We start from the raw sequence: 25254 nt of genomic DNA on the forward strand, positions 1-25254 counted from the left end.
CCTGCGCCAGCCCATGGGCGCGAAGGCTGCAAGCTTGGCTTCCCTGAACGAAACGGCGCCCGCCCTGCGCGTGCGCGACCTGCGCAAGACCTACGACAACGGCACCCAGGCCCTGAAGGGGGTCTCGCTGGAGGTCGCCCCGGGCGACTTCTTCGCCCTGCTGGGCCCCAACGGCGCCGGCAAATCGACCCTGATCGGCATCATCAGCTCCCTGGTCAACCTGAGCCAGGGCAAGGTGGAAGTGTTCGGCAGCGACCTGGTGCAGCACCGCAGCGCCACCATGCGCCTGATCGGGCTGGTGCCGCAGGAAATCAACTTCAACCTGTTCGAGAAGCCCTTCGACATCCTGGTGAACTACGCCGGTTTCTACGGCGTGGCCCGCGAGGAAGCCGAGCAGCGCGCCGAAGAAGAGCTGAAGCGTGCCCACCTGTGGGAAAAGGCGCAGGTGATGAGCCGCACCCTGTCCGGCGGCATGAAGCGCCGGCTGATGATCGCCCGCGCGATGATGACCCGGCCGCGCCTGCTGATCCTGGACGAACCCACCGCCGGCGTGGACATCGAGATCCGCCGCGACATGTGGCGGGTGCTGAAGGAGATCAATGCCGCCGGCACCACGATCATCCTCACCACCCATTACCTGGAAGAGGCCGAGTACCTGTGCCGCAACCTGGCCATCATCAACCACGGCCAGATCGTGGAGCAGGGGCCGATGCGGACCCTGCTGGCCAAGCTTGATGTGGAAGGCTTCCTGCTGGACATCGACGGTGACCTGCCGGCGCAGCTGCCGGTGATCGAGGGCGCGACCCTGACCGCACCCGATGCGCACACGCTGGACATCGACATGCCGCGCGCCATGGACCTCAACCGCGTGTTCGCCACGCTGAACGAGGCCGGCATCCGCGTACGTTCGATGCGCACCAAGAGCAACCGCCTGGAGGAGCTGTTCGTGCGCCTCACCGGCAACCAGGAGACGTCTGCATGAGCACCACCGAGCTGACCGACGGCCAGCGCAACCGCATCGCGCTGATGACCATCGTGCGCCGGGAAGTCGCGCGCATCCTGCGCATCTGGGGCCAGACCCTGGTGCCGCCGGCGATCACCATGACCCTGTACTTCCTCATCTTCGGCCGCCTGATCGGCTCGCGGGTGGGCGACATGGGCGAATACAGCTACATGGAGTTCATCGTGCCGGGCCTGGTGATGATGAGCGTGATCCAGAACAGCTACGGCAACATCAGTTCCTCGTTCTTCGGCGCCAAGTTCGGCCGCCACGTGGAAGAGCTGCTGGTCAGCCCGATGCCGAACTGGGTGATCCTGTGGGGCTACGTGGCCGGTGCGGTGCTGCGCGGCCTGATGGTTGGCGTGATCGTGCTGATCATCGCCATGTTCTTCACCCCGGTGCGCATTCCGCACCCGCTGGTGACGCTGAGCACGGTGATCCTGGGCGCGACGATCTTCTCGCTGGCCGGCTTCATCAACGCGGTGTACGCCAAGAAGTTCGATGACGTGGCGATCGTGCCGACCTTCATCCTGACCCCGCTGACCTACCTGGGTGGCGTGTTCTATTCGGTGAAGCTGCTGCCGACCTGGGCCGAAGCGGCCACCCATGCCAACCCGATCTTCTACATGGTCAACGCGTTCCGCTACGGCCTGCTGGGCAGCAGCGACGTGCCGGTGTGGGTGGCCTATGCCCTGATGATCGGTTTCGTGGTGGTGCTGACCGCACTTGCGCTGTGGCTGCTGCGCCGCGGCGTGGGCATGCGCAGCTGAGGTAATCCCCCCCCCCTGCGTGGGGGGACCGGTTCCGGAGGCGCCAGGGCACTTGCCTGGCGCCCGGTTCGGTCGTCTAATCGGTGCGCTTCACCAGACCGACCAGCGGGCCCCCGGGCCGGCTGGTTTTTCATATGTCATGGACGCACCAGGGGACCCAACCAGATGTTCACCCGTCGTACTGCCGGCCCTGCCCGGCTCGTCGCTGCATCGCTGTTCCTGCTCGTTCTGGCCGGCTGCGCTTCCCGGCCCATTCCGTTGAACTACGCCCCCAGTTCGGTGCTGAGCGCCGAAGGCCGGGTGGATGTGACCGCGTTCGAGTACCTGCCGGCCAAGGGCGGGGAGATCAAGCCCAACCAGGTGCGCAACACCGCCATGGGCAACATCCTGTTCGAGAAGAACGTGGATGCGATCATGCGCGATGCGGTGTTTTCCGAGCTGCGCCTGGTCGGCATCAAGATGGACAAGGAAGGCAACGTCCTGAGCGGCAAGGTGGAAGAGTTCCTGATCGACGATCTGGGCTACAGCGTGGACTGGACCCTGCGCGTGCGCTACGTGGTGACCGACCCGCAGGGCCAGGTGGTCTACGACCAGGTGAAGAACGTGCAGCGCAACACGTCCAAGTTCGTGAACATCTTTGGTTCGTTGAACGAGACCATCAAGCTCAACATCGAACAGACCATCAAGGATCCGGCCTTCATCACCGCGATCAATTGAACCGTGGCGGGTCATCCATGCCCTGCGTGGATACCGTCTGCTGAAGAGCCGGGCGCATGCCCGGCTTTTCTTTCTGCTGCTGCGCCGCGCGTGGCAGTGGTCAACACCGTCAGCGCGAACGTCTTCCCGCCCCTTGTTCTGATCCGCCACCAGCTGCACCGCCACGGACTGCGATCTCCGGCACAATCTGCAGGTGACCCCACAACTGCGGTGAAGGTGTGATGCGTATCCTGATTCTTGGTGCCGGCGGCACCGGCGGTTACTTCGGCGGCCGCCTGGCCCAGTCCGGGGTGGATGTGACCTTCCTGGTGCGCCCCGCGCGCGCCGCCCAGCTCGACCGCGACGGGCTGGTGATCCAGAGCCCGCTGGGCGATGCGCGCTTCCCGGTGCAGCATGTCACCGCCGATGCCCTGCCCGCGCTGGCCGCCGCGCAGCCGTTCGACCTGGTGATGCTGAGCTGCAAGGCCTACGACCTGGACAGTTCGATTGACGCGATCGCCCCGGCCGTGGGCCCGGCGACCACCGTGCTGCCGATCCTCAATGGACTGCACCACTACGCCGCGCTGGATGCACGCTTCGGCCGCGAGGCGGTACTGGGTGGGCTGTGCTTCATCAGCGCCACCAAGGCCGCCGACGGCGCGGTGCTGCACCTGGGCCGGCCGGCCAAGCTGACCTTCGGCGAGCGTGATGGCGGCGCCCTGTCGCCGCGCGTGCAGGCCTTCGCTGCCGCCTGCGTACAGGCCGGCGTGGACCACCTGGCCAGCGGCCAGATTGGCCAGGAGCAGTGGATCAAGTACACCTTCCTGACCGCGCTGGCCGCCGCAACCTGCCTGCTGCGCGCGGACATCGGCACCATCGTGGCCACCGACGATGGCCAGGCCATCGTGCGCGGCCTGTACGACGAATGCCTGGCCGTGGCCGAGGCCGCCGGCGAACCGATTCCCGACGATGCACAGGACGTTGCCCGCAGCACCCTGACCCAGGCCGGTTCGGCGCTGAAGGCCTCGATGCTGCGCGATCTGGAGGCCGGCCAGCAGGTCGAGGCCGCGCAGATCGTGGGCGACATGCTGGCCCGTGCACGCACCGCCGGCCAGGAAGCCTTGCTGCTGCAGGTGGCCTACAGCAGCCTGCAGGCCTACCAGGCACAGCGCGCGGCGTGAACACGGCGCTGCCCGCACCGGTGCTGATCCTGGGCCTGGGCTGGAGCGGCCGCGTGCTTGCCGCCCGCCTGCAGGCGTTGGGGGTGCCAGTGGCAGGCACGGTGCGTGACCCCACCGCCGCGCCCGCTGACGGACTGCAGCGGTTCGCACTGCATGCCGATGCGGCGCCGCCAGCGGCCCTGCTGGAGGCCGTTTCGCAGGCGCAGGCCGTGCTGTGCAGCGTGCCGCCCGATGCCGACGGAGATCCGGCGCTGCGCGTGCTGCAGCCGGCGTTGCTGGCCAGCCCGGCGCTGCGCTGGGTAGGCTATCTGTCGTCCACCTCGGTGTATGCCGACCGCGACGGTGGCTGGGTGGATGCACACAGCGTGGCCGACAGCACCGAGGCGGCGGGTGTGCAGCGTCTGCGTGCGGAAGCGCAATGGCAGGCGCTGGCGAGGGAGCGCGGCATCGATTCGGCGGTGTTCCGCCTGCCGGGCCTGTATGGCCCTGGCCGCAATGCGCTGCTGCAGTTGGCGCAGGGCCGCGCCCGCCACGTGCTGCGGCCCGGGCTGGTGTTCAACCGGCTGCACGTGGAGGATCTGGCCGCGGTGGTCATCGCGGCGATGCGACGGCCCACGCCGGGGGGGTTGTACCTGCCCGCCGATGACGAACCGGCGCCACCGCAGGACGTGCTGGCGTATGCCGCGCAGCTGGGGGGCTTCACCCTGCCCCCGGCAGTGGCCTGGGACGACCCGGCGGTGAGCCCGACGCTGCGCCGCTTCTATGCCAGCAACAAGCGCATCGACAGCCGTGGCACGCGCGAAGCGCTGGGGTGGGCGCCGCGGTTTGCGACGTATAGCGAGGGGCTGGAAGATCTGGCCGCTGCGCTCGCCGGGCATGGCCCGGCGCTACCTGCTGCCGGCGTTGATTGATCCGGGCGCTCGTGGATTGCCCGCACCGCCGGGCGATGACGGATGACGGATGACGGATGACGGATGGCCGGATGGCCGGATGGCCGGATGGCCGGATGGCCGGCATCGTAGAGTCGAGCTTGCTCGACTGCTTCTGCCAACAGCAGTCGAGCAAGCTCGACTCTACGGCGCAAGGTCGGCTCGTTCGACATCGCGGCGCAATGTCGGTTCGTTCGACATCACGGCGTATGATCGATGCGTTCGACATCACGGCGTAACGTCGGTCCGTTCGACATCGCGACGCGTGGCGTTTCGCCACGCCGCCCACGCGCTCAACCCGCGTCGGGCAACCGGAAGAACGTGCGCGTGGCTGCGGTGGCGTTGGCTGCGGTCACCGCCACGTCTTCGCCACGGTCGCGAGCCAGCTCTTCCACGATGTGCGACAGGAACATCGGTTCGTTGCGGCGGTCCTTCGGCATCGGCTTCAGGGTGCGCGGCAGCAGGTACGGCGCGTCGGTCTCGATCATCAGGCGGTTGGCCGGAATGTTCTTCACCAGTTCGCGCAGGTGTGCGCCGCGGCGTTCGTCGCACAACCAGCCGGTGATGCCGATGTACCAATCCTGGTCCAGGTAATCGAACAGTTCGTCACGCTCGCCGGTGAAGCAGTGCACCACTGCCGGGCCCAGGCGGCCGTCGAAGTTCTTCATCTGCGCCATGAAATCGGCGTGCGCGTCGCGCTGGTGCAGGAACAACGGCTTCCCATTGTCGGCCGCCAGCTGCAGCTGGCGCTCGAACGCACGGTGCTGCGCCGGGCGCGGCGAGAAATCACGGAAGTAATCCAGCCCGCATTCGCCCACGGCCACCACTTCGGCATGCGCATGCAGCGCGCGCATTTCCGCATCGCATTCGTCGGTGTATTCCACCGCGTGGTGCGGGTGCACGCCGGCGGTGGCGTACAGGAAGCCCGGATGCTGCTGCGCCAGCTGCAGGGCCAGCGGCGAATGCTCGCGGCTGGCGCCGGTGATCACCATCTGCACCACCCCGGCCTGGCGTGCGCGGTCCAGTACGGCGTCGCGGTCGCGGTCGAAGGAATCGTGGGTGAGGTTGGCGCCGATATCGATCAGGTGCATGGGGGCAGCAGAGACAGGAAAACCCGCGCATTGTACCTGCGCCGCGCTGCGCCCCTTATCCTTTGCACATGAATGCCCCGCTCTTCCCGATTTCGCCGCTGCTGCCGCAGATCCAGCAGCACCTGGCCGACCACCCGCGCCTGGTGCTGGAAGCCCCGCCCGGTGCCGGCAAGACCACCCAGGTGCCGCTGGCCCTGCTGGATGCACCGTGGCTGCAGGGCCGCAGGATCATCCTGCTGGAACCGCGCCGGGTGGCCGCACGCAGCGCGGCGCTGTTCATGGCCCGGCAACTGGGCGAGGACGTGGGTGGCACGGTGGGCTACCGCATCCGCTTCGAGAACAAGGTTTCGGCGCGCACCCGCATCGAGGTGGTCACCGAGGGCATCCTGACCCGCATGCTGCAGGACGACCCGATGCTGGAGACAGTGGGCGCGATCCTGTTCGATGAATTCCACGAACGCCATCTGAGCGGCGACCTGGGGCTGGCACTGGCGCTGGACGTGCAGGCGCAGCTGCGCGAGGACCTGCGCCTGCTGGTGATGTCGGCCACCCTGGACGGTGAGCGCCTGGCGCGCTTCCTGGATGCACCACGACTGAGCAGCGAAGGCCGCAGCTACCCGGTGGCGATCAGCCACTTCCCGGCCCGGCGCGACGAGACGCTGGAACTGCAGGTGCGCCGCGCGGTGCAGCAGGCCCTGGCCGAACACCCCGGCGACGCGCTGGTGTTCCTGCCCGGCCAGCGCGAGATCGCGCGCGTACAAGCCGGCCTGCAGGACGCGCTGGACAGCAGCGTGGAGGTGCTGGCCCTGCATGGTGAACTGCCGGTGGAACAGCAGGCGCGCGTGCTGCAGGCGGCCAGCGATGGCCGACGCCGCGTGGTGCTGGCCACCAACGTGGCCGAATCGTCGGTGACCCTGCCCGGCGTGCGCGTGGTGATCGACAGTGGCCAGGCCCGCGAACCGCGCTACGACCCCAACAGCGGCTTCACCCGGCTGGACGTGGTGGCGATCGCGCAGGCCTCGGCCGACCAGCGTGCCGGCCGCGCCGGCCGCGTGGCCGAAGGCGTGGCCTGGCGGCTGTGGCCGCAGTCGCAACGGCTGGAGCCACAGCGGCGTGCGGAAATCGAACAGGTGGAACTGGCCGGGCTGGCGCTGGAGCTGGCCGCCTGGGGCAGCAGCGATCTGCGCTTCGTCGATACCCCGCCCAGCGGGCCGATGGCCGCCGCGCGCGAGCTGCTGCAACGGCTGGGCGCACTCAGCAGCAGCGGGGCGATTACCGCGCTGGGCCGACGCGTGCTGGCGCTGGGCACCCACCCGCGGCTGGCGGCGATGCTGCTGGCCGCTGCGGATGCACGCGCGCAGGCGCTGGCCGCCGATCTGGCCGCCCTGCTGGAAGCACGCGATCCGCTGCGCCAGGGCGGCGATGCGCTGGCGGCGCGCTGGCGCGCACTGGCCGCGTTCCGCAATGGCCGTGCACCGGCCGATGCCAACCGCAGCGGCCTGGCCGCGATCGATGCGGCGGCCAAGCAGTGGCGCCGACGCCTGCGATGCGATGCGCTGCCACCGGCCAGCATCGAAGCGCACGAACTGGGCGATCTGCTGGCCCATGCCTTCCCCGACCGCATCGCGTTCCAGCATCCGTCCGACCCGCTGCGCTACCTGCTGGCCAACGGCCGCAGCGCGCGCCTGCACGAGCTGAGCGACCTGCGCGGTGAACCGTGGCTGGTGGCCAGCGAATTGCGCTTCGAGGCCCGCGATGCACTGCTGCTGCGCGCCGCGCCGGTGGACGAAGGCTATCTGCGTGCCACCTGGCCGCAGCGCTTCGTGACCGAGGACACCGTGCGCTGGGACAGCGAACGGCGCGCCCTGGTGGCCCTGCGCGAGACCCGCTTCGACCGCATCGTGCTGGACAGCCGTTCGGCCGGGCGGGTGGACCCGCAGCACGCCGCGCAGGCGCTGACCGATGCCGTGGCCGAACTGGGACTGCAGGCATTGCCGTGGACCGAGGGCCTGCGCCAGTGGCAGGCGCGGGTGGAGTCGCTGCGCCGCTGGATGCCCGACCTGGGCCTGCCCGACTGCAGTGATGCGGCCCTGCTGGCCGGCCGCGCGCAGTGGCTGCAACCGGCCTTTGCCGGCAAGACGCGGCTGGATGCGCTGGACGAGAGCAGTTTCGGCGAAGCGCTGAAATCGCCGCTGGAGTGGGCGCAACGGCAACTGGTGGAACGCCATGCGCCCACCCGCATCAGCGTGCCTTCGGGACTGGAGCGGGCGATCACCTATGGCCTGGACAGTGAAACCGGCGAGCCGCAGCCGCCGGTGCTGGCGGTGAAGCTGCAGGAGCTGTTCGGCCTGGCCGACACCCCGCGCATTGCCGATGGCCGGGTGCCGCTGACCCTGCACCTGCTGTCGCCCGGCGGCCGGCCGCTGCAGGTCACCCAGGACCTGCGCAACTTCTGGGAAAACACCTATGCCGAGGTGAAGAAGGAAATGAAGGGGCGCTACCCGCGCCACCCCTGGCCGGATGACCCGTGGACGGCCACCGCGACCCACCGCGCCAAACCGCGCGGCACCTGAGTGATGGGGGTCGGATCCCTTTGCAAAGCAAAGGGCTGTGACCCTCTGGGCGCGCAGCGGGGTCAGAGCCCTTTCCCACGGGAAAGGGATCCGACCCCACCCTTCCTGTTGCTGAACGGCTGCGGTAGCGTCAAGGCGCATGCCCGCCTGCCTGACATACCGTTTACAGGCAGCACGACACACTGGACTTCGACCCGAGGCAAAGGACCCCCGCATGAGCAAGCTGACCGTAATCACCGACCGCGCCCTGGAGCGCGCCCTGGACCTGGCCCACAGCGCTGGCGATGGCCTGAAGAGTGCCGGCGGCAGCCTGCGCCACCTGGGCCCGCAGGCCAGCGACTGGATCAAGACCGGCGCTGCGCTGGGTGCGGTAAAGACCGGGGGCAAGGTGGCCACCAAGTTCGCCCGCCGCAACCCGGCGGTGACCATTGCCGCCGCAGCGGTGGGCGTGGGCCTGCTGGGCTACGCGCTGTACCGCAAGCAGCAGAAGAAGAAGGCGGCCAACGGCCATGTGGTGAATGGCCAGGCGCAGCGCATCCACGCGCGTGACCGCCGCAACGACACCGTGGTGGACGAGCACAGCGATATCGGCAGCGATACCTGAGCCCCATCAGAGGGGTCAGAGCCCTTCCTGCGGAAGGGGTCTGACCCCGATCAAGGGTCGGATCCCTTCCGCGAGGAAGGGCTCCGACCCTTTTCGTTTCAGCCGATCTGCCGCCACTGCCCCGGCTGCAGGTCGTCCAGCCGGTACGGGCCCATCGCCACGCGCACCAGGCGCAGGGTCGGCAGGTTCACCGCGGCCGTCATGCGCCGCACCTGGCGGTTGCGGCCCTCGCGAATGGTGATGGCCAGCCAGCTGTCGGGCACGGTCTTGCGGAACCGCACCGGCGGATCGCGCAGCCACAGCTCCGGCGCGGGATCGAGGCGCTCGATCTTCGCCGGCAGGGTCGGCCCGTCATTCAGTACCACGCCATCGCGCAGCTGCTGCAGCTGCTCGTCGCTGGGCGTGCCTTCCACCTGCACCCAGTAGGTCTTGTCGGCCTTGTGCCGCGGGTCGGTGAGCTTGTGTGCCAGCGTGCCGTTGTCGGTCAGCAGCAGCAGGCCCTCGCTGTCATGGTCCAGGCGGCCGGCGGCATACACGCGCGGCGGCAGGCCGAACCCGGCCAGGGTCGGCCGCGGCGGCACGCTGCGGTCGGTGAACTGGCAGAGCACGTTGAAGGGCTTGTTGAAGGCGATCAGCATTGCAGGGGGCGGCAGGCGGCGATGGGCTATTGTCCCACGCCGCGCTGCGCGCTCGCCGGGCGTGGCCCGGCGCTACCCTCTTACGGCTTCACGAACCGCAGGGTCATGCGGTCGCTCTCACCGATGGCCTGGTACTTGGCGTCGTCGGCCTTGTCATGCTGGTTGGTCGGCGGCAGGGTCCACACGCCATTGGGGTGGTCCTTGGTATCGCGCGGGTTCGCATTCACTTCGGTACGCGCGTCCAGCTTGAAGCCGGCGGCCTCGGCCATGGCGATCACCTGCTGCTGGCCCACATAGCCGGTGTCATCGTCGTCGGCCACGTCGGCCTTGGCACGGTGCTCGACCACGCCCAGCACGCCGCCCGGCTTGAGCACGTTGAAGAAGCCCTGGAACATGCCCTGCGCCTGGCCGGCCTTGCGCCAGTTGTGCACGTTGCGGAAGGTCAGCACCACATCGGCCGAAGCGGCCGGGCCGAACACCGGCTTGGCCGGGTCGTAGGCCACCACGGCGGTCTTGTCGAACTGCGCCGGGGCGCCGGCGAACTTCTTTTCCAGGCCATCACGGCTGCGCTGCTGGTAATCGCGGCCACGCCCTTCGGCCACCGCCTGCGGATCGACCACCGCGGCAATGTAATGGCCCTTGTCGCGCAGCAACGGCGCCAGGATTTCCGAGTACCAGCCGTTGCCGGGGGTGATCTCGATGACGGTCTTTTCCGGTGCCACGGTGAAGAACGCCAGCGTCTGCGCAGGATGACGGTATCCGTCACGCTTTACGTTGTTGGCATCGCGGGTAGGCGCCTTGATCGCAGCTTCCAGTGCCGGCGATACCTGGATCTTGGCCGGCGCCACGACGGCAGCGGGTGCGGCGATGGCGGGAACCGCTACCAGCAGCGCCGAAGCAAGCAGCAGGCGGCAACCACGCAGGGACGAAACAGCATTCATCGGGACGACTCCAGCGGAAGATGCGGCGAGACTAGCAGTCGCCGCGCCGCAGGTGTTCACAAAACGTTAGCGGCGTGCGCGCTGCGGAACACTGTTTTGTGGTCACCGCCGCAGCATGGTCACAGGTGGCGCTCTATGCTGGAGGACTTCCCCCAAGGAGTCCGTGTCCATGACGGCAACCCGCGAACTCGGCCGTTCCGGCCTGCATGTACGTCCGCTCGCCTTCGGCGGCAATGTGTTCGGTTGGAGCGCCGATGAAAAGGCCAGCTTCGCCCTGCTCGATGCCTTCGTCGATGCCGGGTTCAACCTGGTCGATACCGCCGATGTGTATTCGGCGTGGGTACCGGGCAACCAGGGCGGTGAATCGGAAACGCTGATCGGCAAGTGGTTCGCCCGCAGCGGCAAGCGTGACAAGGTCATCCTGGCGACCAAGGTGGCCAAGTGGGCCGAGCGCCCGGGCCTGACCCCGGACAACATCAACGCGGCGGTGGAAGATTCGCTGCGCCGCCTGCAGACCGATGTGATCGATCTGTACCAGGCCCACGAAGATGATGAGTCCACCCCGCTGGAGGCCACTCTGGCCGCGTTCGGTCGGCTGATCGAGGCCGGCAAGGTGCGCGCCATCGGCGCGTCCAATTACAGCGCCACGCGCCTGGCCGATGCGCTGAAGGTATCCAGCGATTACAAGCTGCCGCGCTACGAAACCCTGCAGCCGGAGTACAACCTGTACGACCGCGCCGGCTATGAAACCGAACTGGAGCCGCTGGTGCAGCGCGAACAGATTGGTGTGATCGGCTACTACGCGCTGGCCAGCGGCTTCCTGAGCGGAAAGTACCGCACCGCTGCCGATGCGGCCAAGAGCCCGGCGCGTGGCGAGATGGTGGTCAAGCGCTATCTGAACCCGCGCGGCCTGCGCATCCTGCAGGCGCTGGATGATGTGGCAAGCAAGCACAACGCCAGTGCCGCACAGATTGCACTGGCCTGGCAGATCGCACGGCCGTCGATCACCGCGCCGATTGTCAGCGCCACCAGCGTTGAACAGCTGCACGATCTGCTGGCCGCGGCCAACCTTGGCCTGAGCGTGCAGGACATCGCGCAGCTGGATGCGGCCAGCGCGGAAGGCTGAGGCAACGGATCAATCGCCCTGCATTGCGTGGTTGCGCACCACGGGTTCGTGGTTTATGGTGCGCGCCACGTTTCAACAGCTACCGGATTCCTTCCTTGAACACACCCGCCGTCGCCATCGCCAACCTGCTGCCATGCCTGCGCATGGACGTGGCGATTCGTGCGTCGGTGAAGGAATTCCCGCTGACAACGGCCTGATACCCGCGCTGCGGAGATCGGTCGCCCCGATCTCCGAGGCTTGGCGACGCCCTCGGAATGCAGTTCCGGGGGCGTTTTCGTTTGCGTCGTCACACGTATCGGCATTGCGCCGCGCACGCCTTCGTGCCCGCACTGCAACCACAGGAAAATGCCCACGGCCGCGCCGTGGTGCGGGCCTGTGCAGGACATTCATCACGACATGGACATTCAACACAATTATCAATGGCTGCATGCCGAAGGCAGCACGCCGATCAAGGGCTGGGTGGACGGCGTTCCGCTGGAAGCCGAGGCCCACGCGCAGCTGCGCAACATCGCCGCGATCCCGTTCGTCGGGCCGTGGGTGGCGGTCATGCCCGACGTTCACCTGGGCAAGGGCGCAACGGTCGGCTCGGTCATCCCTACCCGGGGCGCGATCATTCCCGCCGCGGTGGGCGTGGACATCGGCTGTGGCATGGCGGCGGTACGCACCACGCTGCGCGCCAACGACCTGCCCGATGACCTGCGCCAACTGCGCAGCGGCATCGAGCGCAGTGTGCCGGTCGGCAACGGCCGTGGCGGCGAACACCAGCGGCTGCCCGACAGCATCGGCACCCGATTGGTGCAGTCGGGGCTGGCCGCGGGGCTGGAGCGCATCAAGGAAAAGCACCGGAAGATCCGTACCGACAAGCTGGACTGCCAGCTGGGCACGCTGGGCGGTGGCAACCATTTCATCGAACTCTGCCTGGATGAAACCGATGCAGTGTGGGTGATGCTGCACAGCGGCTCGCGCGGCACCGGCAACCTGATCGGCACCTACTTCATCGAGCAGGCGCGGCGTGAACTGGAACGCCGCGTGCTCGGCTTCCATCTGCCCGACAGGGACCTGGCGTTCTTCATGGAAGGCGAACCGCTGTTCGACGATTACGTGCAGGCGGTGTCGTGGGCACAGGACTACGCCCGGCAGAACCGCGAAGCGATGATGGCGCGCGTGCTGGCCGAGATGCGCCAGCGCCTGCCGAAGTTCAAGCTGGCGGCGATGGCGGTGAACTGCCACCACAACTACGTGCAGAAGGAATCGCACGCCGGGCAGGAACTGCTGGTGACGCGCAAGGGTGCCGTCAGCGCCCGTGCCGGCGAACTGGGCATCATTCCCGGCAGCATGGGCACGCGCAGCTACATCGTGCGCGGCAAGGGCAACGCGGACAGCTTCCACAGCTGCAGCCACGGTGCCGGCCGGGTGATGAGCCGGGGTGCGGCGCGCCAGCAGATCACCCTGGCCCAGCACCGCGAAGCCACCGCGCACGTGGAGTGCCGCAAGGACAGCGGCGTGCTGGATGAATCACCGGCGGCGTACAAGTCGATCGATGATGTGATGGCCGCGCAGCGGGACCTGGTGGAAGTGGTGCACACGCTGCGCCAGGTGCTGTGCGTGAAGGGCTGAGGGTTCCCACCGCTCCGGTAGGTGTCGACCTTGGTCGACACATCGCGGGGTCAGAGCCCTTTCTGCGAAAGGGATCCGACCCCGGATCCGACCCCGCTGCTGTCTTCGCTCACCAGGGCGTGGTGGACGCCGATGCCGGCGCGCACGCCTTCGGCCATCGCCAGGGTGATGTTGCCCACCGTGGTCGCATCGCCGGCGGCATATACGTTCGCCACGCTGGTCTGCTTCATCGCATCCACCTGCACCAGCACGCCCAGCGGGTGTTCCACCAGCGCGCAGCCCAGCTGCTGTACCAGCGGGGTCGCCATCGCCTGCGGTGCGGCCACGAAAAGCGCACGCTGGGCGATGCGGCGGCCGTCGGCCAGCTCCACTTCCAGCCACGTGTCCTGATCGCCGCGCACGCCCAACACGGGCGTGTCTTCCACCTGCACGTTGCGCTGCTGCATGGCCGCGCGCTCGTCCTCGCTGATCGGCAGGCCCTGGCTGTAGAACGTGACATTGCCCCATTCGGCGAACAGCGGCGCCTTGCCTGCCGACAGTGGGTGGCCACCCAGCACGCCGATGGCGCCGCCGCCCACCTCGTAGCCATGGCAGTACGGGCAGTGCAGCACGGTGCTGCCCCAGCGCTCGGCCAGGCCCGGCAGATCCGGCACCTGGTCGGCGATGCCGGTGGCCAGCAGCAGCTTGCGCGCCGCCACTACCTGTCCATCGGCGGTGCGCACCTGCACGCCGTCGGCGCCGGCCTGCGCATCCACCGCTTCGCCGTGCAGCCAGCGTACGGTGGGGTAATCCAGCAGCTGCTGGCGCGCGTTCTTCAACAGATCGGCACCGCTGATGCCGTCCTGCCCCGGCACGCCGTGCGAGTGGCTGGCGAAGCGGTTGCGCGGCAGGCCGCTGTCGATGACGGTGATCGGGCGCCGTGCGCGCGCCAGGATCAGGCCGGCGGCGATGCCGGCGTAGCTGCCGCCGACGATGATGACATCAGGATTCATGGGAGCCTTCCAGGGAACGGTGATGGGCAAGGTGACGGGCGAAGTCGGCGCCCAGCTGGTCCAGCGTGCTGGCCTGCAGGCGCGCTTCCAGCAGGCGCTGGGCCTCGCGCGCGCCGTCCAGCAGCGCTTGGTTGACCAGCTGCTGGATCGGGCAGCCGCCGCCGCTGTCACGCGTACCGATCTGCACCAGCGGCGGTGAGCCCACCGCCACGTAAACGTCGTGCAGGGTGATCGCGGCCGCATCGCGGGCCAGTTGGCTGCCGCCGCCGTGGCCGCGGCTGCTGTGCACCAGCCCCGCCTTGTGCAGCTGCGCCAGCAGGCGGCGGATCACCACTGGGTGGGTGGGCAGGCACGCGGCCAGTTGTTCGGAGGTACGCGGGCCCGGCTGGCCGACCAGATGGGCCATGACATGCAGCGCGTCGGACAGTGGATTGGCGGATTTCATGTAACAACAATAGTTACATTTAAACCGCCCGTCTACTGTCCGCTTTCGTCTCGTCTGGACACATCTGTCCTATGAAACACAACCTTCACCTCCCTAAACGGAACGGTAATGTGATCTGAATCTCACTTCAGGAGGCTCAAGAACGGTCGATACCGCATCGCCATTCATCCGTGAGCCCCTTCCATGAACGTGTCGTCCGCTGCGCCGCGACTGCAGTCCAAGTTGCTCGGTGCCGTCTCTGTTGGTCTGGCTGTCGTACTGCTGTGTGCCCTGGCCGGTCTGGCCACGGCCTGGCTGAAGTTGTCCACCGAAGTGCCGCCGGAGGTCGCGCTCAGCCGCGATGCCGAGCGCCTGCAACGCGAGTTCCGCAGCCAGGTGCAGGAGTGGAAGAACGTGCTGCTGCGCGGTCACGACGACGCGCTGCGGCAGCGCCATCTGGATGCCTTCGACAGCGAGGGCCGCGTGGTGGCCGAGCTCGCGCAGCGTGTGGCGGCCAGCCCCGATGCACGCACGCGCGAGCTGGCGCAGGCCTTCAGCGCGCAGCACACGCAGCTGCAGCAGGCCTACCACGGTGCGCTGCAGGCTTTTGCCGAGGCCCAGTACGACCCGGCCGCCGGTGACACCCTGGTGCGCGGCAAGGACCGCCCGGTCGCCGCCGCGCTGGATGCCCTGGGTGACCACACTGCGAAGGTGGCCGAAGCCGCGGTGGCCGCACGGTCGCAGGCGGCGCGGCACATGCTGGTGGTCAGCGGTGGGCTGACGATAGGCGCTGCCATCGCTCTGCTGCTGGCCCTGGGCTGGTGGCTGCGGCGCGCGGTGGTGCAGCCGGTGCTGGCGGTGGAAGCCGCCGCGCGCGCGGTCGCCGCCGGCGATCTGGACCACACCGTGCAGGTCCGCAGCCGTGACGAAATCGGTCGCCTGGCGCAGGCCATGCAGGCCGTACAGAACACCCTGCGTGGCGTGCTGGCCGCACAGGCCGGCATGGCCGAGCAGCACGAGGCCGGCACCATCAGCCACCGCATGGATGCCAGCGCTTTCCCCGGCGCTTACGGGCGCATGGTGGCCGACACCAACGCATTGGTGGACGCGCACATCCAGGTAAAGATGCGCGCGATCGCCATCATGGGCCGCTATGCCATTGGCGATCTGAGCCAGGACATGGAACGCCTGCCGGGCGAAAAGGCGGTGATCACCCAGGCGCTGGATGCAGTGAAGGCGAACCTGGGGGCGATCAACGGGCAGATCCGCGGTCTGGCCGAAGCCGCGGCGGCAGGTGATTTCAGCCAGCGCGGCGACAGCAGCCGTTTCCAGCACGACTTCCGCAGCATGGTGGAAGGCCTGAACCGCCTGATGCAGACCACCGAGCACAACCTGGGCGAGGTCTCCAGCATGCTGCGCGCCATCGCCGATGGTCGCCTGGGCGCGCGCATGCACGGCGATTTCCAGGGCGTGTTCGCCCGCATTGCCGGCGATGCCAATACCACTGCCGCCCAGCTGGCTACCATCGTCACCGATATCAAGCACACCTCGGGCAGCATCCACAGTGCGGCGGCGGAAATTGCCGCGGGTAACAACGATCTGTCACGGCGCACCGAGCAGCAGGCGGCGAACCTGGAAGAAACCGCCGCTTCGATGGAAGAGCTGACCTCGACCGTGCGGCAGAACGCCGAGCACGCACGCCAGGCCAATCAACTGGCGATCGGCGCACATGGCGTGGCCTCGCAGGGCGGCGCGGTGGTCGGCCAGGTGGTGGCGACCATGGATGCGATTGAAGCGTCGTCGCGGCAGATCGCCGAGATCATCAGCGTGATCGACGGCATTGCGTTCCAGACCAACATCCTGGCGCTGAACGCAGCGGTGGAAGCGGCGCGCGCGGGCGACCAAGGCCGTGGTTTTGCGGTGGTGGCCAGTGAAGTGCGCACGTTGGCACAGCGCTCGGCCGGCGCCGCCAAGGAGATCAAGGCGCTGATCGAAGCATCAGTGGAACAGGTGGGCCAAGGCACGCAGCACGTGCGCCAGGCCGGCAACACGATGGCCGAAATCGTGGCGTCGGTGCAGCGGGTGACCGACATCATGGCCGAGATTTCCGCCGCGTCGCAGGAACAGAGCGCGGGCATTGAACAGGTCAGCCAGACGGTGATCCAGATGGATGGCACCACCCAGCAGAACGCTGCGCTGGTGGAAGAAGCCAGTGCCGCAGCACGCAGCCTGGAACAGCAGGCCGACCGCTTGATCGACGCGGTGGACGTGTTCGATCTGTCGAGCGACACCGCGACGAAGAAAGCGTTGGCGCGCGCGGCGTAACGGTGTTGCATAGGTAGCGCCCGACCGTTGGTCGGGCGACGACCTCAGCGCGGGTCCTGGCCCTGCGCCATCGCCTCGCCCAGGTAATCCAGGAACGAACTGATGCGTGCCGATACGGCGGTGTTGCGGTAGTACACCGCGTGGATTGGCTGGTACACATCCAGCGTCTGCGCGGACAGCACCGGCACCAGCGTGCCGGCGGCGCGGTCGCGCGCGGTCACGAAGTCGGACAGGCAGGTGATGCCCACGCCTTCCACCGCCAGCCGGCGCAGCGTTTCACCGCTGGAAACGGCCACGTCCGGGCGCACCAGCAACTGCCCGTCGGCATCGCCCGGCAGCGGCCAACGATTCAGCGATTCCGGTTCGTTGAAGCTCAGCAGTGTGTGCTGCCCCAGCGCCGCCACGCTGCTCGGCTCGCCGTGGGCGGCCAGGTAGGCCGGGCTGGCCACCAGCTGCAACCGATAGCGGCCCAACGGCCGCGCATGCAGGGTTGAATCGGCCAGCGGGCCAATGCGGATGGCCAGGTCGGTACGCCGCTCCAGCAGGTCGATATAGCGCTCGGAACTGTTGAGCTCCAGCTGCACTTCGGGATAGCGCGCACGATAGCCGGCCACCAGCGGTGCGATCACATGCAGTACGAACGGCATCGCCGCATCCACCCGCAGTCGACCGACCGGGCACTCGCGGCGAGCGGCCATCTGCTCCTCGGCCGATTCCACCGCATCGATGATCGCCCGCGCGTGGCGCAGGTAGGCCTCGCCTTCGGCGGTCAGGTGCAGCCGGCGCGTGGTGCGGGTCAGCAGGGTGGTACCCAGCTTTTCTTCCAGCCGGCCCAGCGCGCGGCTGACCCCCGAAGGGGTCTGCCCCAGCTGCTCGGCGGCGGCACTGATCGAACCGCTGTCGATCACCGCCAGGAAGGCCTGCATTTCGTCGAGGGTGGTCTTCATGCCGCCATTATTGACCAGCAGGCAATAGTGATTGGCGTGAAGACCGGTTTTTCAGCAAAGGTGGGCCGCGCACACTGCCCGCCTTCTCCTCCTCTGGACCCTGTCATGATCCGTGGCATTCCCCTGGCCCTGCTGGCGCTGACGCTCGGCGCGTTCGCCATCGGCACCACCGAATTCGTCATCGTCGGCCTCATCCCGACCATCGCCGCCGACCTGCACGTCAGCCTGCCCTCGGCCGGCCTGCTGGTTTCCCTGTACGCGCTGGGCGTGGCCATCGGCGCGCCGGTGCTGACCGCGCTGACCGGGCGCGTACCGCGCAAGCAGCTGCTGGTGGCGCTGATGGTGCTGTTCACCCTGGGCAACATCATTGCCTGGATGGCACCGGGCTATACCTCGCTGATCGCCGCGCGCATCCTCACTGGCCTGGCCCACGGCGTGTTCTTCTCCATCGGCTCGATCATCGCCACCGCGGTGGTGCCGAAGGAAAAGGCCGCCAGTGCCATCGCCATCATGTTCACCGGCCTGACCGTGGCGCTGGTGACCGGTGTGCCGCTGGGCACCTTCATCGGCCAGCACCTGGGCTGGCGTGTCACCTTCCTGGCCGTGGCCGCGCTGGGCGTGGTCGCCCTGCTGGGCGCGCTGCTGTTCGTGCCGCGCACGGTGCCGCAGAGCGCGCCGGCCAGCTTCCGCCAGCAACTGGGCGTGCTGGCGCAGCCGCGCCTGCTGCTGGTCTATGCGATGACCGCGCTGGGCTACGGCGGCACCTTCCTGGCCTTCACCTACCTGGCGCCGATCCTGCAGGACGTGACCGGCTTTTCGGCCAATGCGGTCAGCCTGGTGCTGCTGGTGTACGGCGTGTCGGTGGCGATCGGCAACCTGTGGGGCGGCCGCCTGGCCGACCGGCTGGGCCCGGTGCCCGCACTGAAGCGCATCTTCGCCCTGCTGGCGCTGGTGCTGTTCGTGCTCACGTTCACCGCCCACAACACCTGGTTGATGCTGCTGACCGTGCTGGCGCTGGGCGCGGTCGCCTTCGGCAACGTGCCGGGCCTGCAGGTGTACGTGGTCAAGCAGGCGCAGCGCTATGCACCGCAGGCGACCGACGTGGCCTCGGGCCTGAACATCGCCGCGTTCAACATCGGCATCGCCCTGGGCGCCTCGCTGGGTGGCCTGGTGGTGGAGCATATCGGCCTGATGCACACGCCGTGGCTGGGTGCGCTGGTGGTCCTGGCCGCCTATGCACTGACCGCACTCAGCGGCCGCCTGGACCGCCGCGATGGCGTGGACCACCGCGCCGAGGGCATTGCCGCCGCCGCACACTGACCGGCCATGCAATGCACCGTTGCCGGCATGCATACGGCCGCTGACCTACCCTTCCTGTTCACTCCTTTCCCCCCGTTGGAGCTTCCCATGACTGTCCCCGCCTTTGGCCTTGGCACCTTCCGCCTGAAAGACCAGACCGTGATCGATTCGGTGCGCAACGCACTGGACGTCGGCTACCGCGCCGTGGATACCGCGCAGATCTATGACAACGAGGCCGAAGTCGGCCAGGCGATCGCCGAATCCGGCGTGCCGCGCGAGGATATCTACCTGACCACCAAGGTGTGGATCAGCGAGTTCAAGCACGACGCGCTGCTGGCCAGCCTGCGCACCAGCCTGCAGAAGCTGCGCACCGACCATGTGGATCTGGCACTTATCCACTGGCCTTCGCCGAACGACAAGGTGGATGTGCCGATGGAGGAATACCTGCCGGCACTGGCCGAGGCCAAGGCGCAGGGCCTGACCCGCGAGATCGGCATTTCCAACTTCACCATCGCCCAGACCCGCAAGGCGATCGAGATCCTGGGCGCCGATGCCATCGCCACCAACCAGATCGAGATCCACCCGTACCTGCAGAACCGCCTGCTGGTGAAGTTCCTGCAGGACAACGGCATCCGCATTACCGCCTACATGAGCCTGGCCTATGGCGAGGTGTTGAAGGACCCCGTAATCCAGGCCATTGCCGGCCGCCACCAGGCCACCCCGGCCCAGGTTGCGCTGGCCTGGGCGCTGCAGCAGGGCTTTGCGGTCATTCCCTCGTCCACCAAGCGCGAGAACCTGGCCGGCAACCTGGAAGCCGCCGCGATCCGCCTGACCGACGATGATATGGCGCAGATCGCCAAGCTGGACCGCGGCCATCGCCTGGCCAACCCGGAAGGCATTGCCCCGGCCTGGGATTGATCCCGGCTGCGGTTACCGGCTGGAATTGGTAGGTGCCGACCTTGGTCGGCACTGGGCTCTGATCGATCGTTGAAACACCGTGCCGACCAAGGTCGGCACCTACCGGAAGCGGTGCATTGTGCCGACCAAGGTCGGCACCTACCAGAAGCGGGGTTCAGCCCCTGCTCTGCAACAGCCAGCCGCGCATTGCCGCACTGACTTCGTCCGGCTTTTCCATCGGTGCCAGGTGCCCGCAATCGGGCACCACCACCAGCTGCGACTGTGGCACCAGCGCGTGCATTTCCTCGCTTACCGCCAACGGCGTGATGCGGTCGTTGGCCCCGCAGACGATCAGCAGCGGATCGCGGTAGGCGGCCAGCACGTCATGGCCATCGCGGCGTTCCAGCCCACTCTGGCGCATGAAAACTTCCGCCCCCAGGCGTGCGGTCATATCACGTACGCGCTGCACCAGCACGTAGTCGTCCAGCCGCGAGGCATCAATGTAGCTGCGCATCAGCGCATCGCCAAACCCATGGAATTTGCCCGGCAGGCGCACGCTGGCGCGCTGACTGCGGCGCTGCTCGGCGCGCTCCGGCGAATCGGCATGGATCGAGGTATCGACCAGCGCCAGCCGCAGCACGCGCTCGGGCGCGATGCGCAGGATCTGCTGGGCGACGAAGCCGCCCAGGGAGAAACCGGCCAGCGCGAAGCGCTCGGGCGCCTGCGCCAGCACGTCCTCGGCCACAGCCTGCAGGGTTTCACCACGGGTCTGGTCGCCCACCGTGCAGTCGGCGATGTCGGCCAGATCGGCCAGCTGCGCGCGCCACAGCTCGGCATCGTTGAGCAGGCCGGGCAACAGCAGAAGGGGGATGCGTTCGGTCATGGGGGTATTGTCGCGCCGGCGGGGCGACGTGGCCATGCCGGAACGGGCGATTGCACGGTAGAGTCGAGCACAGCCAGTCGAGCACGGCTCGACTCTACAAAAGGCACCGACACGGACGCGATCATGGCAGACCCTTACAACAGCGGCATCCCTTCCCCTCCAGCCCTGCGCTTCGAGGATTCGCTGGTCACCACCGCCTTCGAGCTGCCCGGCTACCGGGTGGCCCGCAACCTGGGTGTGGTGCGCGGCATCACCGTGCGCTCGCGCTCGATCGTCGGCAATTTCCTTGGTGGCATCCAGACAATCTTTGGCGGCAACATCACCATCTACACCGAGCTGTGCGAACAGGCCCGCGAGGAGACCTACCGGGATATGGTGAAGCATGCGCGGCAGCTGGGGGCCAACGCGATCATCGGCATGCGCTACGACGCCACCGATGTGATGACCGGACTGACCGAGGTGCTGTGCTACGGCACGGCGGTGGTGGTGGAGCCGTTGCGATGATCCTGGCGTAGAGTCGAGCTTGCTCGACTGCGGTGCGCAAAGCAGTCGAGCAAGCTCGACTCTACGAAGATCCAGAGCAGTCGAGCAAGCTCGACTCTACTCTTTGTCCGGGGAGATGAGTGATGTCCAGATTGTCGATGATCACGCTGTGCCTTGTTCTGGCATGCCTACCCGTTGCGTGTGGAGCCTCCGGGAAGGTTTCGCTGCAGACACTGCCTGAAAAGACACGCGCCAATATTCTGGCCGCCAGGGAGCAACCCGACTGCGTGCGTGTTGTGGACGCCTACGTCTCGCGTACCCGGGCTTGGAAAGCCACGACCTACTTTGTAGCCCTGTCGTCCTCCGTGGCAGATGGTCGTGCCTTTGACGTATTGCATGAGGAGGACCTTGCCGATCCACTGTCCATGGCCGAACGCAGATCGTTCCATGTGGAGTTGGATCAATCCTGCAGCAAGGTGACTGAAGAGTTGCGCTTCCAGTAAGGAGCGCGGGATTGCGCTATCAAGGCGCCGGTCATGCCGGCGCCGCGGGCACCTCAACCTGCTGCACCGGCAGGGTCACCACCATCACGGTAGGGTCGTCCGGGTCCAGCTTTGCCTTGAAGCCCAGGCTCTGGCACATCGCCAGCATGGTGCTGTTCTCGCGCAGTACCTGCCCTTCCACCACGTCCAGGCCCAGCCATTTGGCGTAGTCGATCATGATCGCCATCAGGCGCCAGCCAATGCCGTGGCCCTTCAGGTCCGAGCGGATCAGGATGCCGTACTCGCCGCGGTGGTAATCGGCATCGGCGTGCAGGCGCACCGCGCCCAGCATGTCGCCGCTGCGCGGGTCGATGGCCACCAGCGCGATCGAGCGCGCGTAGTCGAGCTGGGTCAGGCGCGCGATGAATTCATGGCTGAAGTGCTTCACCGACTGGAAGAAACGCAGGCGCAGGTCTTCATCGCTGACCCGGGCGAAGAACGCGCGGAACAGCGCATCGTCTTCCGGCCGCACCGGGCGCACGAAGGCGCGGCCACCATCGGACAGATCGATGGTGCGCTCCCACTCCTTCGGGTACGGGAACACCGAGAAGCGCGGATGGCCACGGCCCTTGTGCAGGATGCGCGAGGGTGCGATGGCCACGCGCGCATCGAGGGCGAGGATGCCCTTGCTGTCCACCAGCAGGGGGTTGATGTCCAGCGTGCGCACTTCGGGAATATCGGCGGCCAGTTGTGCCAGCTTCACCAGGGCCAGCGCAAGCGCGCGTTCGTCGGCAGCAGGCACATCGCCATAGGCCTTCAGGATGCGCGACGCGCGGGTCTGGCCGATCAGTTCGTGCGCCAGGCGCAGATCCAGCGGTGGCAGCGCCAGCGCCTTGTCGTTGATCACTTCCACGGCGGTGCCGCCGCGCCCGACCACGATCACCGGCCCGAAGGTTGCATCATCGGCAATGCCGACGATGATCTCGCGCGCCTTCGGCCGCACGATGGTGGGCTGCACCAGCAGACCGTCGATGCGCGCATCGGGGCGCAGCTGGCGCGCGCGGGCAAGAATCGCGTTGGCCGCGCTCTGCACCGCCGGCAGCGTGGCCAGGTTCAGGCGCACGCCATCCACTTCCGATTTGTGCGGGATATCCGGTGACAGAATCTTCAATGCGACCGTGGCGCCGCGCTCCAGCAGCGGCTGGGCCAGGTCCATCGCCTCGTGCGCATCGCGCGCATGCAGCACCGGCGCCGACGGAATGCCGTAGGCCTTCAGCAGCTCATGGGTGGCCAGCGGATCGAGCCACTGCTGGCCGTTGCCCAGTGCAGATTCGACCAGCGCGCGCGCACGCGCGGTGTCTACGCTGAAATCCTGCGGCAGGCTGGGTGGCGTTTCCATCAGCGCGTTCTGCGCCTCGCGGTAGCGCACCAGGTGCTGGAAACCGCGCACGGCTTCGGCTTCGGTCGGATAGGTTGGTACGCGCGCGGCATTGAGCGTGGCGGTGGCCTGGTCATCGTTGCCCAGCCAGACGGCGAACACCGGCTTGTCGCGGTGGTGGCGCGGGCGCAGGCCAAGGGTGCGGGTGAGGGCCTGCGCCGCATCGGCCGACGAGGTGAACGCGGTGGGCACGTTGACCACCATCACCGCATCGTTTTCGCTGTCGGCCAGCAGCGCCTCGATGGCGGCGGCGTAGCGGTCACCATCGGCGTCCACCACGATGTCCACCGGGTTGCTGCGCGACCAGCCCTGCGGCAGCACCTTGTCCAGTGTTTCGACCGTGCTGTCGGACAGCTGTGCCAGGGTGCCGCGCAGGGCGACCAGCTGGTCCACGGCCAACCGGCCGACGCCGCCACCGTTGCTGAGCACGGCCAGTCGGCGGCCCGGGAACGTGCCGAGGCGGCCCAGGGTTTCGGCGGCGGTGAACAGCTCGTCCAGCGCACTGACGCGCAGCAGCCCGGCGCGGTTGAAGGCGGCGCCGTAGACATCATCGGCGCGGGCGAGCGCCTGCACATGGGTATCGGCGCTGCCGGGCTGAACGCGCTCGGCGCGGCCGGACTTCACCACGACCACCGGCTTGGCGCGCGCGGCGGCACGCGCGGCCGACATGAACTTGCGCGCGTCCTTGATGTGTTCGACGTACAGCAGGATGGCGCGGGTGCGATAGTCGGTGGCGAAGTAATCGAGCAGGTCACCGAAGTCGACGTCCAGGGTGTCGCCCAGCGATACCACGGCGGAGAAGCCGACCGAACGTGCGACGCCCCACTCCACCAGCGCCGCGGCAATCGCCGAGGATTCGGAAATCAACGCGAGGTCGCCGGCCTGCGGGAAATGCGCGGCGATGCTGGCATTGAGCCGCGCGTGCGGCGCGATCACGCCCAGGCAGTGCGGGCCGAGGATGCGCAGGCCATGCTTGCGCGCCACCGTTTCCACCTGTTCGGACAGCGAGCCCGGGCCTTCGCCCAGGTGCGCGGTGAGGATGATGGCCGCCTGCACGCCGCGTTCGGCGGCGGTGCGCACCACCTGCGGCACGATGGCCGCCGGCGCGGTGATCACCACCAGGTCGGGTACCCAGTCCAGGTCCTTCAGCCGCTTCACCGTGCGGATGCCATCGATCTCGGCATGGCGCGGGTTGATCCACGCCACCTTGCCGGGGAAGCCGGTGCCACGCAGGTTGCGCATCACCGCGCGGCCGGCCGAGCGTTCGCGCGGGCTGCCGCCGATCACCGCAACCGACTGCGGGCGGAACACGGACTGCAGATGGTAGGTACTCATGCGCCTACGGTACCGAAATTCCGTGGTGAAGGGGTCGGATCCCTTTCCGCAGGAAAGGGCTCTGACACCCGCGTGACCGTGGCGTGCCCACCAAGGTGGGCACCTACCAGAGCACGCGGCGCGCGTTGGTGAAGGGGTCGGATCCCTTTCCGCAGGAAAGGGCTCTGACCCCGGCGTGGCCGTTGCGTGCCCACCAAGGTGGGCACCTACCAGAGCACGCGGCGCGCGTTGGTGAAGGGGGTCGGATCCCTTTCCGCAGGAAGGGGCTCTGACCCCCCGCGTGACCGTTGCGTGCCCACCAAGGTGGGCACCTACCAGAGCACGCGGCGCGCGTTGGTGAAGGGGTCGGATCCCTTTCCGCAGGAAAGGGCTCTGACCCCGCGTGACCGTGGCGTGCCCACCAAGGTGGGCACCTACCAGAGCACGCGGCGCGCGTTGGTGAAGGGGTCGGATCCCTTTCCGCAGGAAAGGGCTCTGACCCCCGCGTGACCGTGGCGCGTGCCCACCAAGGTGGGCACCTACCAGAGCACGCGGCGCGCGTTGATGAAGGGGGTCGGATCCCTTTCCGCAGGAAAGGGCTCTG

At 67.8% G+C, this 25254-nt stretch carries 22 protein-coding genes; 14 read left to right on the plus strand and 8 right to left on the minus strand.

Annotation, left to right across the window (positions count from 1 at the left end; all coding sequences use genetic code 11):
- Window positions 1-13 precede the first annotated feature (13 nt).
- The 5 genes from C1933_RS19195 to C1933_RS19215 all read left to right on the plus strand — a co-directional run bounded on the left by C1933_RS19195 (window position 14) and on the right by C1933_RS19215 (window position 4558).
- The gene (locus C1933_RS19195) at window positions 14-982 is read left to right on the plus strand and encodes an ABC transporter ATP-binding protein (RefSeq protein WP_164274990.1); all 969 of its coding nucleotides are present in this window, start codon (window positions 14-16) and stop codon (window positions 980-982) included.
- A complete protein-coding gene (locus tag C1933_RS19200; RefSeq protein WP_108751287.1) occupies window positions 979-1770 on the plus strand; it encodes an ABC transporter permease in 792 nt (263 codons plus the stop codon). Before C1933_RS19195 ends, C1933_RS19200 begins: the two co-directional genes overlap by 4 nt.
- Window positions 1771-1935: 165 nt before the next feature.
- On the plus strand, window positions 1936-2487 hold the full coding sequence (locus C1933_RS19205; protein ID WP_159094025.1) for a hypothetical protein: 552 nt from the start codon (window positions 1936-1938) through the stop codon (window positions 2485-2487).
- Window positions 2488-2708: 221 nt separating this feature from the next.
- Window positions 2709-3647, plus strand: a complete 939-nt coding sequence (panE, locus tag C1933_RS19210) for a 2-dehydropantoate 2-reductase (RefSeq protein ID WP_108754541.1) — start codon at window positions 2709-2711, stop codon at window positions 3645-3647.
- Window positions 3644-4558: an NAD-dependent epimerase/dehydratase family protein gene (locus C1933_RS19215; protein ID WP_108754542.1), complete on the plus strand. Its 915-nt coding sequence runs from the start codon at window positions 3644-3646 to the stop codon at window positions 4556-4558. Before panE ends, C1933_RS19215 begins: the two co-directional genes overlap by 4 nt.
- A 311-nt stretch (window positions 4559-4869) precedes the next feature.
- Here the strand turns inward: C1933_RS19215 and C1933_RS19225 are convergent, their stop codons facing one another.
- A complete protein-coding gene (locus C1933_RS19225; protein ID WP_108754544.1) occupies window positions 4870-5667 on the minus strand; it encodes a TatD family hydrolase in 798 nt (265 codons plus the stop codon).
- A 68-nt stretch (window positions 5668-5735) separates the two neighbouring features.
- Here C1933_RS19225 and hrpB point away from each other — a divergent pair, with 68 nt between their 5' ends.
- Together hrpB and C1933_RS19235 are read left to right on the plus strand one after the other, a co-directional pair.
- Window positions 5736-8240 carry an ATP-dependent helicase HrpB gene (gene hrpB, locus C1933_RS19230; protein ID WP_108754545.1) on the plus strand — a complete coding sequence of 835 codons (2505 nt, stop codon included), beginning with the start codon at window positions 5736-5738 and terminating at the stop codon, window positions 8238-8240.
- 214 nt (window positions 8241-8454) lie between these two features.
- Complete coding sequence (locus C1933_RS19235; protein WP_108751293.1) at window positions 8455-8844, plus strand: hypothetical protein; 390 nt, start codon at window positions 8455-8457, stop codon at window positions 8842-8844.
- Window positions 8845-8942: 98 nt separating this feature from the next.
- On the opposite strand, the gene C1933_RS19240 is transcribed toward C1933_RS19235, so the two are convergent.
- Entirely contained in the window at window positions 8943-9482 is a 540-nt protein-coding gene (locus tag C1933_RS19240) for a pseudouridine synthase (RefSeq protein ID WP_108754546.1), read from the minus strand.
- Window positions 9483-9562: 80 nt separating this feature from the next.
- Window positions 9563-10423 carry a class I SAM-dependent methyltransferase gene (locus C1933_RS19245; RefSeq protein ID WP_108754547.1) on the minus strand — a complete coding sequence of 287 codons (861 nt, stop codon included), beginning with the start codon at window positions 10421-10423 and terminating at the stop codon, window positions 9563-9565.
- A 169-nt stretch (window positions 10424-10592) separates the two neighbouring features.
- On the opposite strand from C1933_RS19245, the gene C1933_RS19250 reads away from it, so the two are divergent.
- Both C1933_RS19250 and C1933_RS19260 read left to right on the plus strand, forming a co-directional pair.
- Window positions 10593-11549 (plus strand): aldo/keto reductase, encoded by a 957-nt coding sequence (locus C1933_RS19250; RefSeq protein ID WP_108754548.1) that lies wholly within the window; start codon window positions 10593-10595, stop codon window positions 11547-11549.
- A gap of 396 nt (window positions 11550-11945) precedes the next feature.
- Window positions 11946-13166 (plus strand): RtcB family protein, encoded by a 1221-nt coding sequence (locus C1933_RS19260; RefSeq protein WP_108754550.1) that lies wholly within the window; start codon window positions 11946-11948, stop codon window positions 13164-13166.
- Between the two features lie 50 nt (window positions 13167-13216).
- On the opposite strand, the gene C1933_RS19265 is transcribed toward C1933_RS19260, so the two are convergent.
- Together C1933_RS19265 and C1933_RS19270 are read right to left on the minus strand one after the other, a co-directional pair.
- Window positions 13217-14158 (minus strand): NAD(P)/FAD-dependent oxidoreductase, encoded by a 942-nt coding sequence (locus C1933_RS19265; RefSeq protein ID WP_108754551.1) that lies wholly within the window; start codon window positions 14156-14158, stop codon window positions 13217-13219.
- On the minus strand, window positions 14148-14603 hold the full coding sequence (locus C1933_RS19270) for an Rrf2 family transcriptional regulator (protein ID WP_108754552.1): 456 nt from the start codon (window positions 14601-14603) through the stop codon (window positions 14148-14150). Before C1933_RS19270 ends, C1933_RS19265 begins: the two co-directional genes overlap by 11 nt.
- A gap of 183 nt (window positions 14604-14786) precedes the next feature.
- Here C1933_RS19270 and C1933_RS19275 point away from each other — a divergent pair, with 183 nt between their 5' ends.
- Entirely contained in the window at window positions 14787-16907 is a 2121-nt protein-coding gene (locus C1933_RS19275; RefSeq protein ID WP_108754553.1) for a methyl-accepting chemotaxis protein, read from the plus strand.
- Between the two features lie 44 nt (window positions 16908-16951).
- Here the strand turns inward: C1933_RS19275 and C1933_RS19280 are convergent, their stop codons facing one another.
- Window positions 16952-17854, minus strand: coding sequence for a LysR family transcriptional regulator (locus tag C1933_RS19280; protein ID WP_108754554.1), 903 nt, complete (start codon window positions 17852-17854; stop codon window positions 16952-16954).
- A gap of 105 nt (window positions 17855-17959) precedes the next feature.
- On the opposite strand from C1933_RS19280, the gene C1933_RS19285 reads away from it, so the two are divergent.
- Window positions 17960-19174 (plus strand): MFS transporter, encoded by a 1215-nt coding sequence (locus C1933_RS19285; RefSeq protein ID WP_108754555.1) that lies wholly within the window; start codon window positions 17960-17962, stop codon window positions 19172-19174.
- Window positions 19175-19261: 87 nt separating this feature from the next.
- Window positions 19262-20071, plus strand: a complete 810-nt coding sequence (gene dkgB / locus C1933_RS19290; protein WP_108754556.1) for a 2,5-didehydrogluconate reductase DkgB — start codon at window positions 19262-19264, stop codon at window positions 20069-20071.
- 154 nt (window positions 20072-20225) lie between these two features.
- On the opposite strand, the gene C1933_RS19295 is transcribed toward dkgB, so the two are convergent.
- Window positions 20226-20933 carry an alpha/beta hydrolase gene (locus C1933_RS19295; protein WP_108754557.1) on the minus strand — a complete coding sequence of 236 codons (708 nt, stop codon included), beginning with the start codon at window positions 20931-20933 and terminating at the stop codon, window positions 20226-20228.
- Window positions 20934-21056: 123 nt separating this feature from the next.
- On the opposite strand from C1933_RS19295, the gene C1933_RS19300 reads away from it, so the two are divergent.
- Both C1933_RS19300 and C1933_RS19305 read left to right on the plus strand, forming a co-directional pair.
- Window positions 21057-21437 (plus strand): YbjQ family protein, encoded by a 381-nt coding sequence (locus C1933_RS19300; RefSeq protein WP_108754558.1) that lies wholly within the window; start codon window positions 21057-21059, stop codon window positions 21435-21437.
- Between the two features lie 122 nt (window positions 21438-21559).
- Window positions 21560-21919, plus strand: coding sequence for a hypothetical protein (locus tag C1933_RS19305; RefSeq protein ID WP_108754559.1), 360 nt, complete (start codon window positions 21560-21562; stop codon window positions 21917-21919).
- Window positions 21920-21950: 31 nt separating this feature from the next.
- Here C1933_RS19305 and C1933_RS19310 read toward each other — a convergent pair whose 3' ends face one another.
- Window positions 21951-24671 (minus strand): bifunctional acetate--CoA ligase family protein/GNAT family N-acetyltransferase, encoded by a 2721-nt coding sequence (locus tag C1933_RS19310; protein ID WP_108754560.1) that lies wholly within the window; start codon window positions 24669-24671, stop codon window positions 21951-21953.
- Window positions 24672-25254 lie beyond the last annotated feature (583 nt).

The organism is Stenotrophomonas sp. ZAC14D2_NAIMI4_6 (genome assembly GCF_003086875.1).
Classification (GTDB): Bacteria; Pseudomonadota; Gammaproteobacteria; order Xanthomonadales; family Xanthomonadaceae; genus Stenotrophomonas.

What these genes read in the sequence shown, in the direction of transcription:
- C1933_RS19195 (WP_164274990.1), top strand. Translation starts at nt 14, where the DNA reads ATGGGCGCGAAGGCTGCAAGCTTGGCTTCCCTGAACGAAACGGCGCCC.
- C1933_RS19200 (WP_108751287.1), top strand. Translation starts at nt 979, where the DNA reads ATGAGCACCACCGAGCTGACCGACGGCCAGCGCAACCGCATCGCGCTG.
- C1933_RS19205 (WP_159094025.1), top strand. Translation starts at nt 1,936, where the DNA reads ATGTTCACCCGTCGTACTGCCGGCCCTGCCCGGCTCGTCGCTGCATCG.
- panE (WP_108754541.1), top strand. Translation starts at nt 2,709, where the DNA reads ATGCGTATCCTGATTCTTGGTGCCGGCGGCACCGGCGGTTACTTCGGC.
- C1933_RS19225 (WP_108754544.1), bottom strand. Translation starts at nt 5,667, where the DNA reads ATGCACCTGATCGATATCGGCGCCAACCTCACCCACGATTCCTTCGAC.
- hrpB (WP_108754545.1), top strand. Translation starts at nt 5,736, where the DNA reads ATGAATGCCCCGCTCTTCCCGATTTCGCCGCTGCTGCCGCAGATCCAG.
- C1933_RS19235 (WP_108751293.1), top strand. Translation starts at nt 8,455, where the DNA reads ATGAGCAAGCTGACCGTAATCACCGACCGCGCCCTGGAGCGCGCCCTG.
- C1933_RS19240 (WP_108754546.1), bottom strand. Translation starts at nt 9,482, where the DNA reads ATGCTGATCGCCTTCAACAAGCCCTTCAACGTGCTCTGCCAGTTCACC.
- C1933_RS19245 (WP_108754547.1), bottom strand. Translation starts at nt 10,423, where the DNA reads ATGAATGCTGTTTCGTCCCTGCGTGGTTGCCGCCTGCTGCTTGCTTCG.
- C1933_RS19250 (WP_108754548.1), top strand. Translation starts at nt 10,593, where the DNA reads ATGACGGCAACCCGCGAACTCGGCCGTTCCGGCCTGCATGTACGTCCG.
- C1933_RS19260 (WP_108754550.1), top strand. Translation starts at nt 11,946, where the DNA reads ATGGACATTCAACACAATTATCAATGGCTGCATGCCGAAGGCAGCACG.
- C1933_RS19265 (WP_108754551.1), bottom strand. Translation starts at nt 14,158, where the DNA reads ATGAATCCTGATGTCATCATCGTCGGCGGCAGCTACGCCGGCATCGCC.
- C1933_RS19270 (WP_108754552.1), bottom strand. Translation starts at nt 14,603, where the DNA reads ATGAAATCCGCCAATCCACTGTCCGACGCGCTGCATGTCATGGCCCAT.
- C1933_RS19275 (WP_108754553.1), top strand. Translation starts at nt 14,787, where the DNA reads ATGAACGTGTCGTCCGCTGCGCCGCGACTGCAGTCCAAGTTGCTCGGT.
- C1933_RS19280 (WP_108754554.1), bottom strand. Translation starts at nt 17,854, where the DNA reads ATGAAGACCACCCTCGACGAAATGCAGGCCTTCCTGGCGGTGATCGAC.
- C1933_RS19285 (WP_108754555.1), top strand. Translation starts at nt 17,960, where the DNA reads ATGATCCGTGGCATTCCCCTGGCCCTGCTGGCGCTGACGCTCGGCGCG.
- dkgB (WP_108754556.1), top strand. Translation starts at nt 19,262, where the DNA reads ATGACTGTCCCCGCCTTTGGCCTTGGCACCTTCCGCCTGAAAGACCAG.
- C1933_RS19295 (WP_108754557.1), bottom strand. Translation starts at nt 20,933, where the DNA reads ATGACCGAACGCATCCCCCTTCTGCTGTTGCCCGGCCTGCTCAACGAT.
- C1933_RS19300 (WP_108754558.1), top strand. Translation starts at nt 21,057, where the DNA reads ATGGCAGACCCTTACAACAGCGGCATCCCTTCCCCTCCAGCCCTGCGC.
- C1933_RS19305 (WP_108754559.1), top strand. Translation starts at nt 21,560, where the DNA reads ATGTCCAGATTGTCGATGATCACGCTGTGCCTTGTTCTGGCATGCCTA.
- C1933_RS19310 (WP_108754560.1), bottom strand. Translation starts at nt 24,671, where the DNA reads ATGAGTACCTACCATCTGCAGTCCGTGTTCCGCCCGCAGTCGGTTGCG.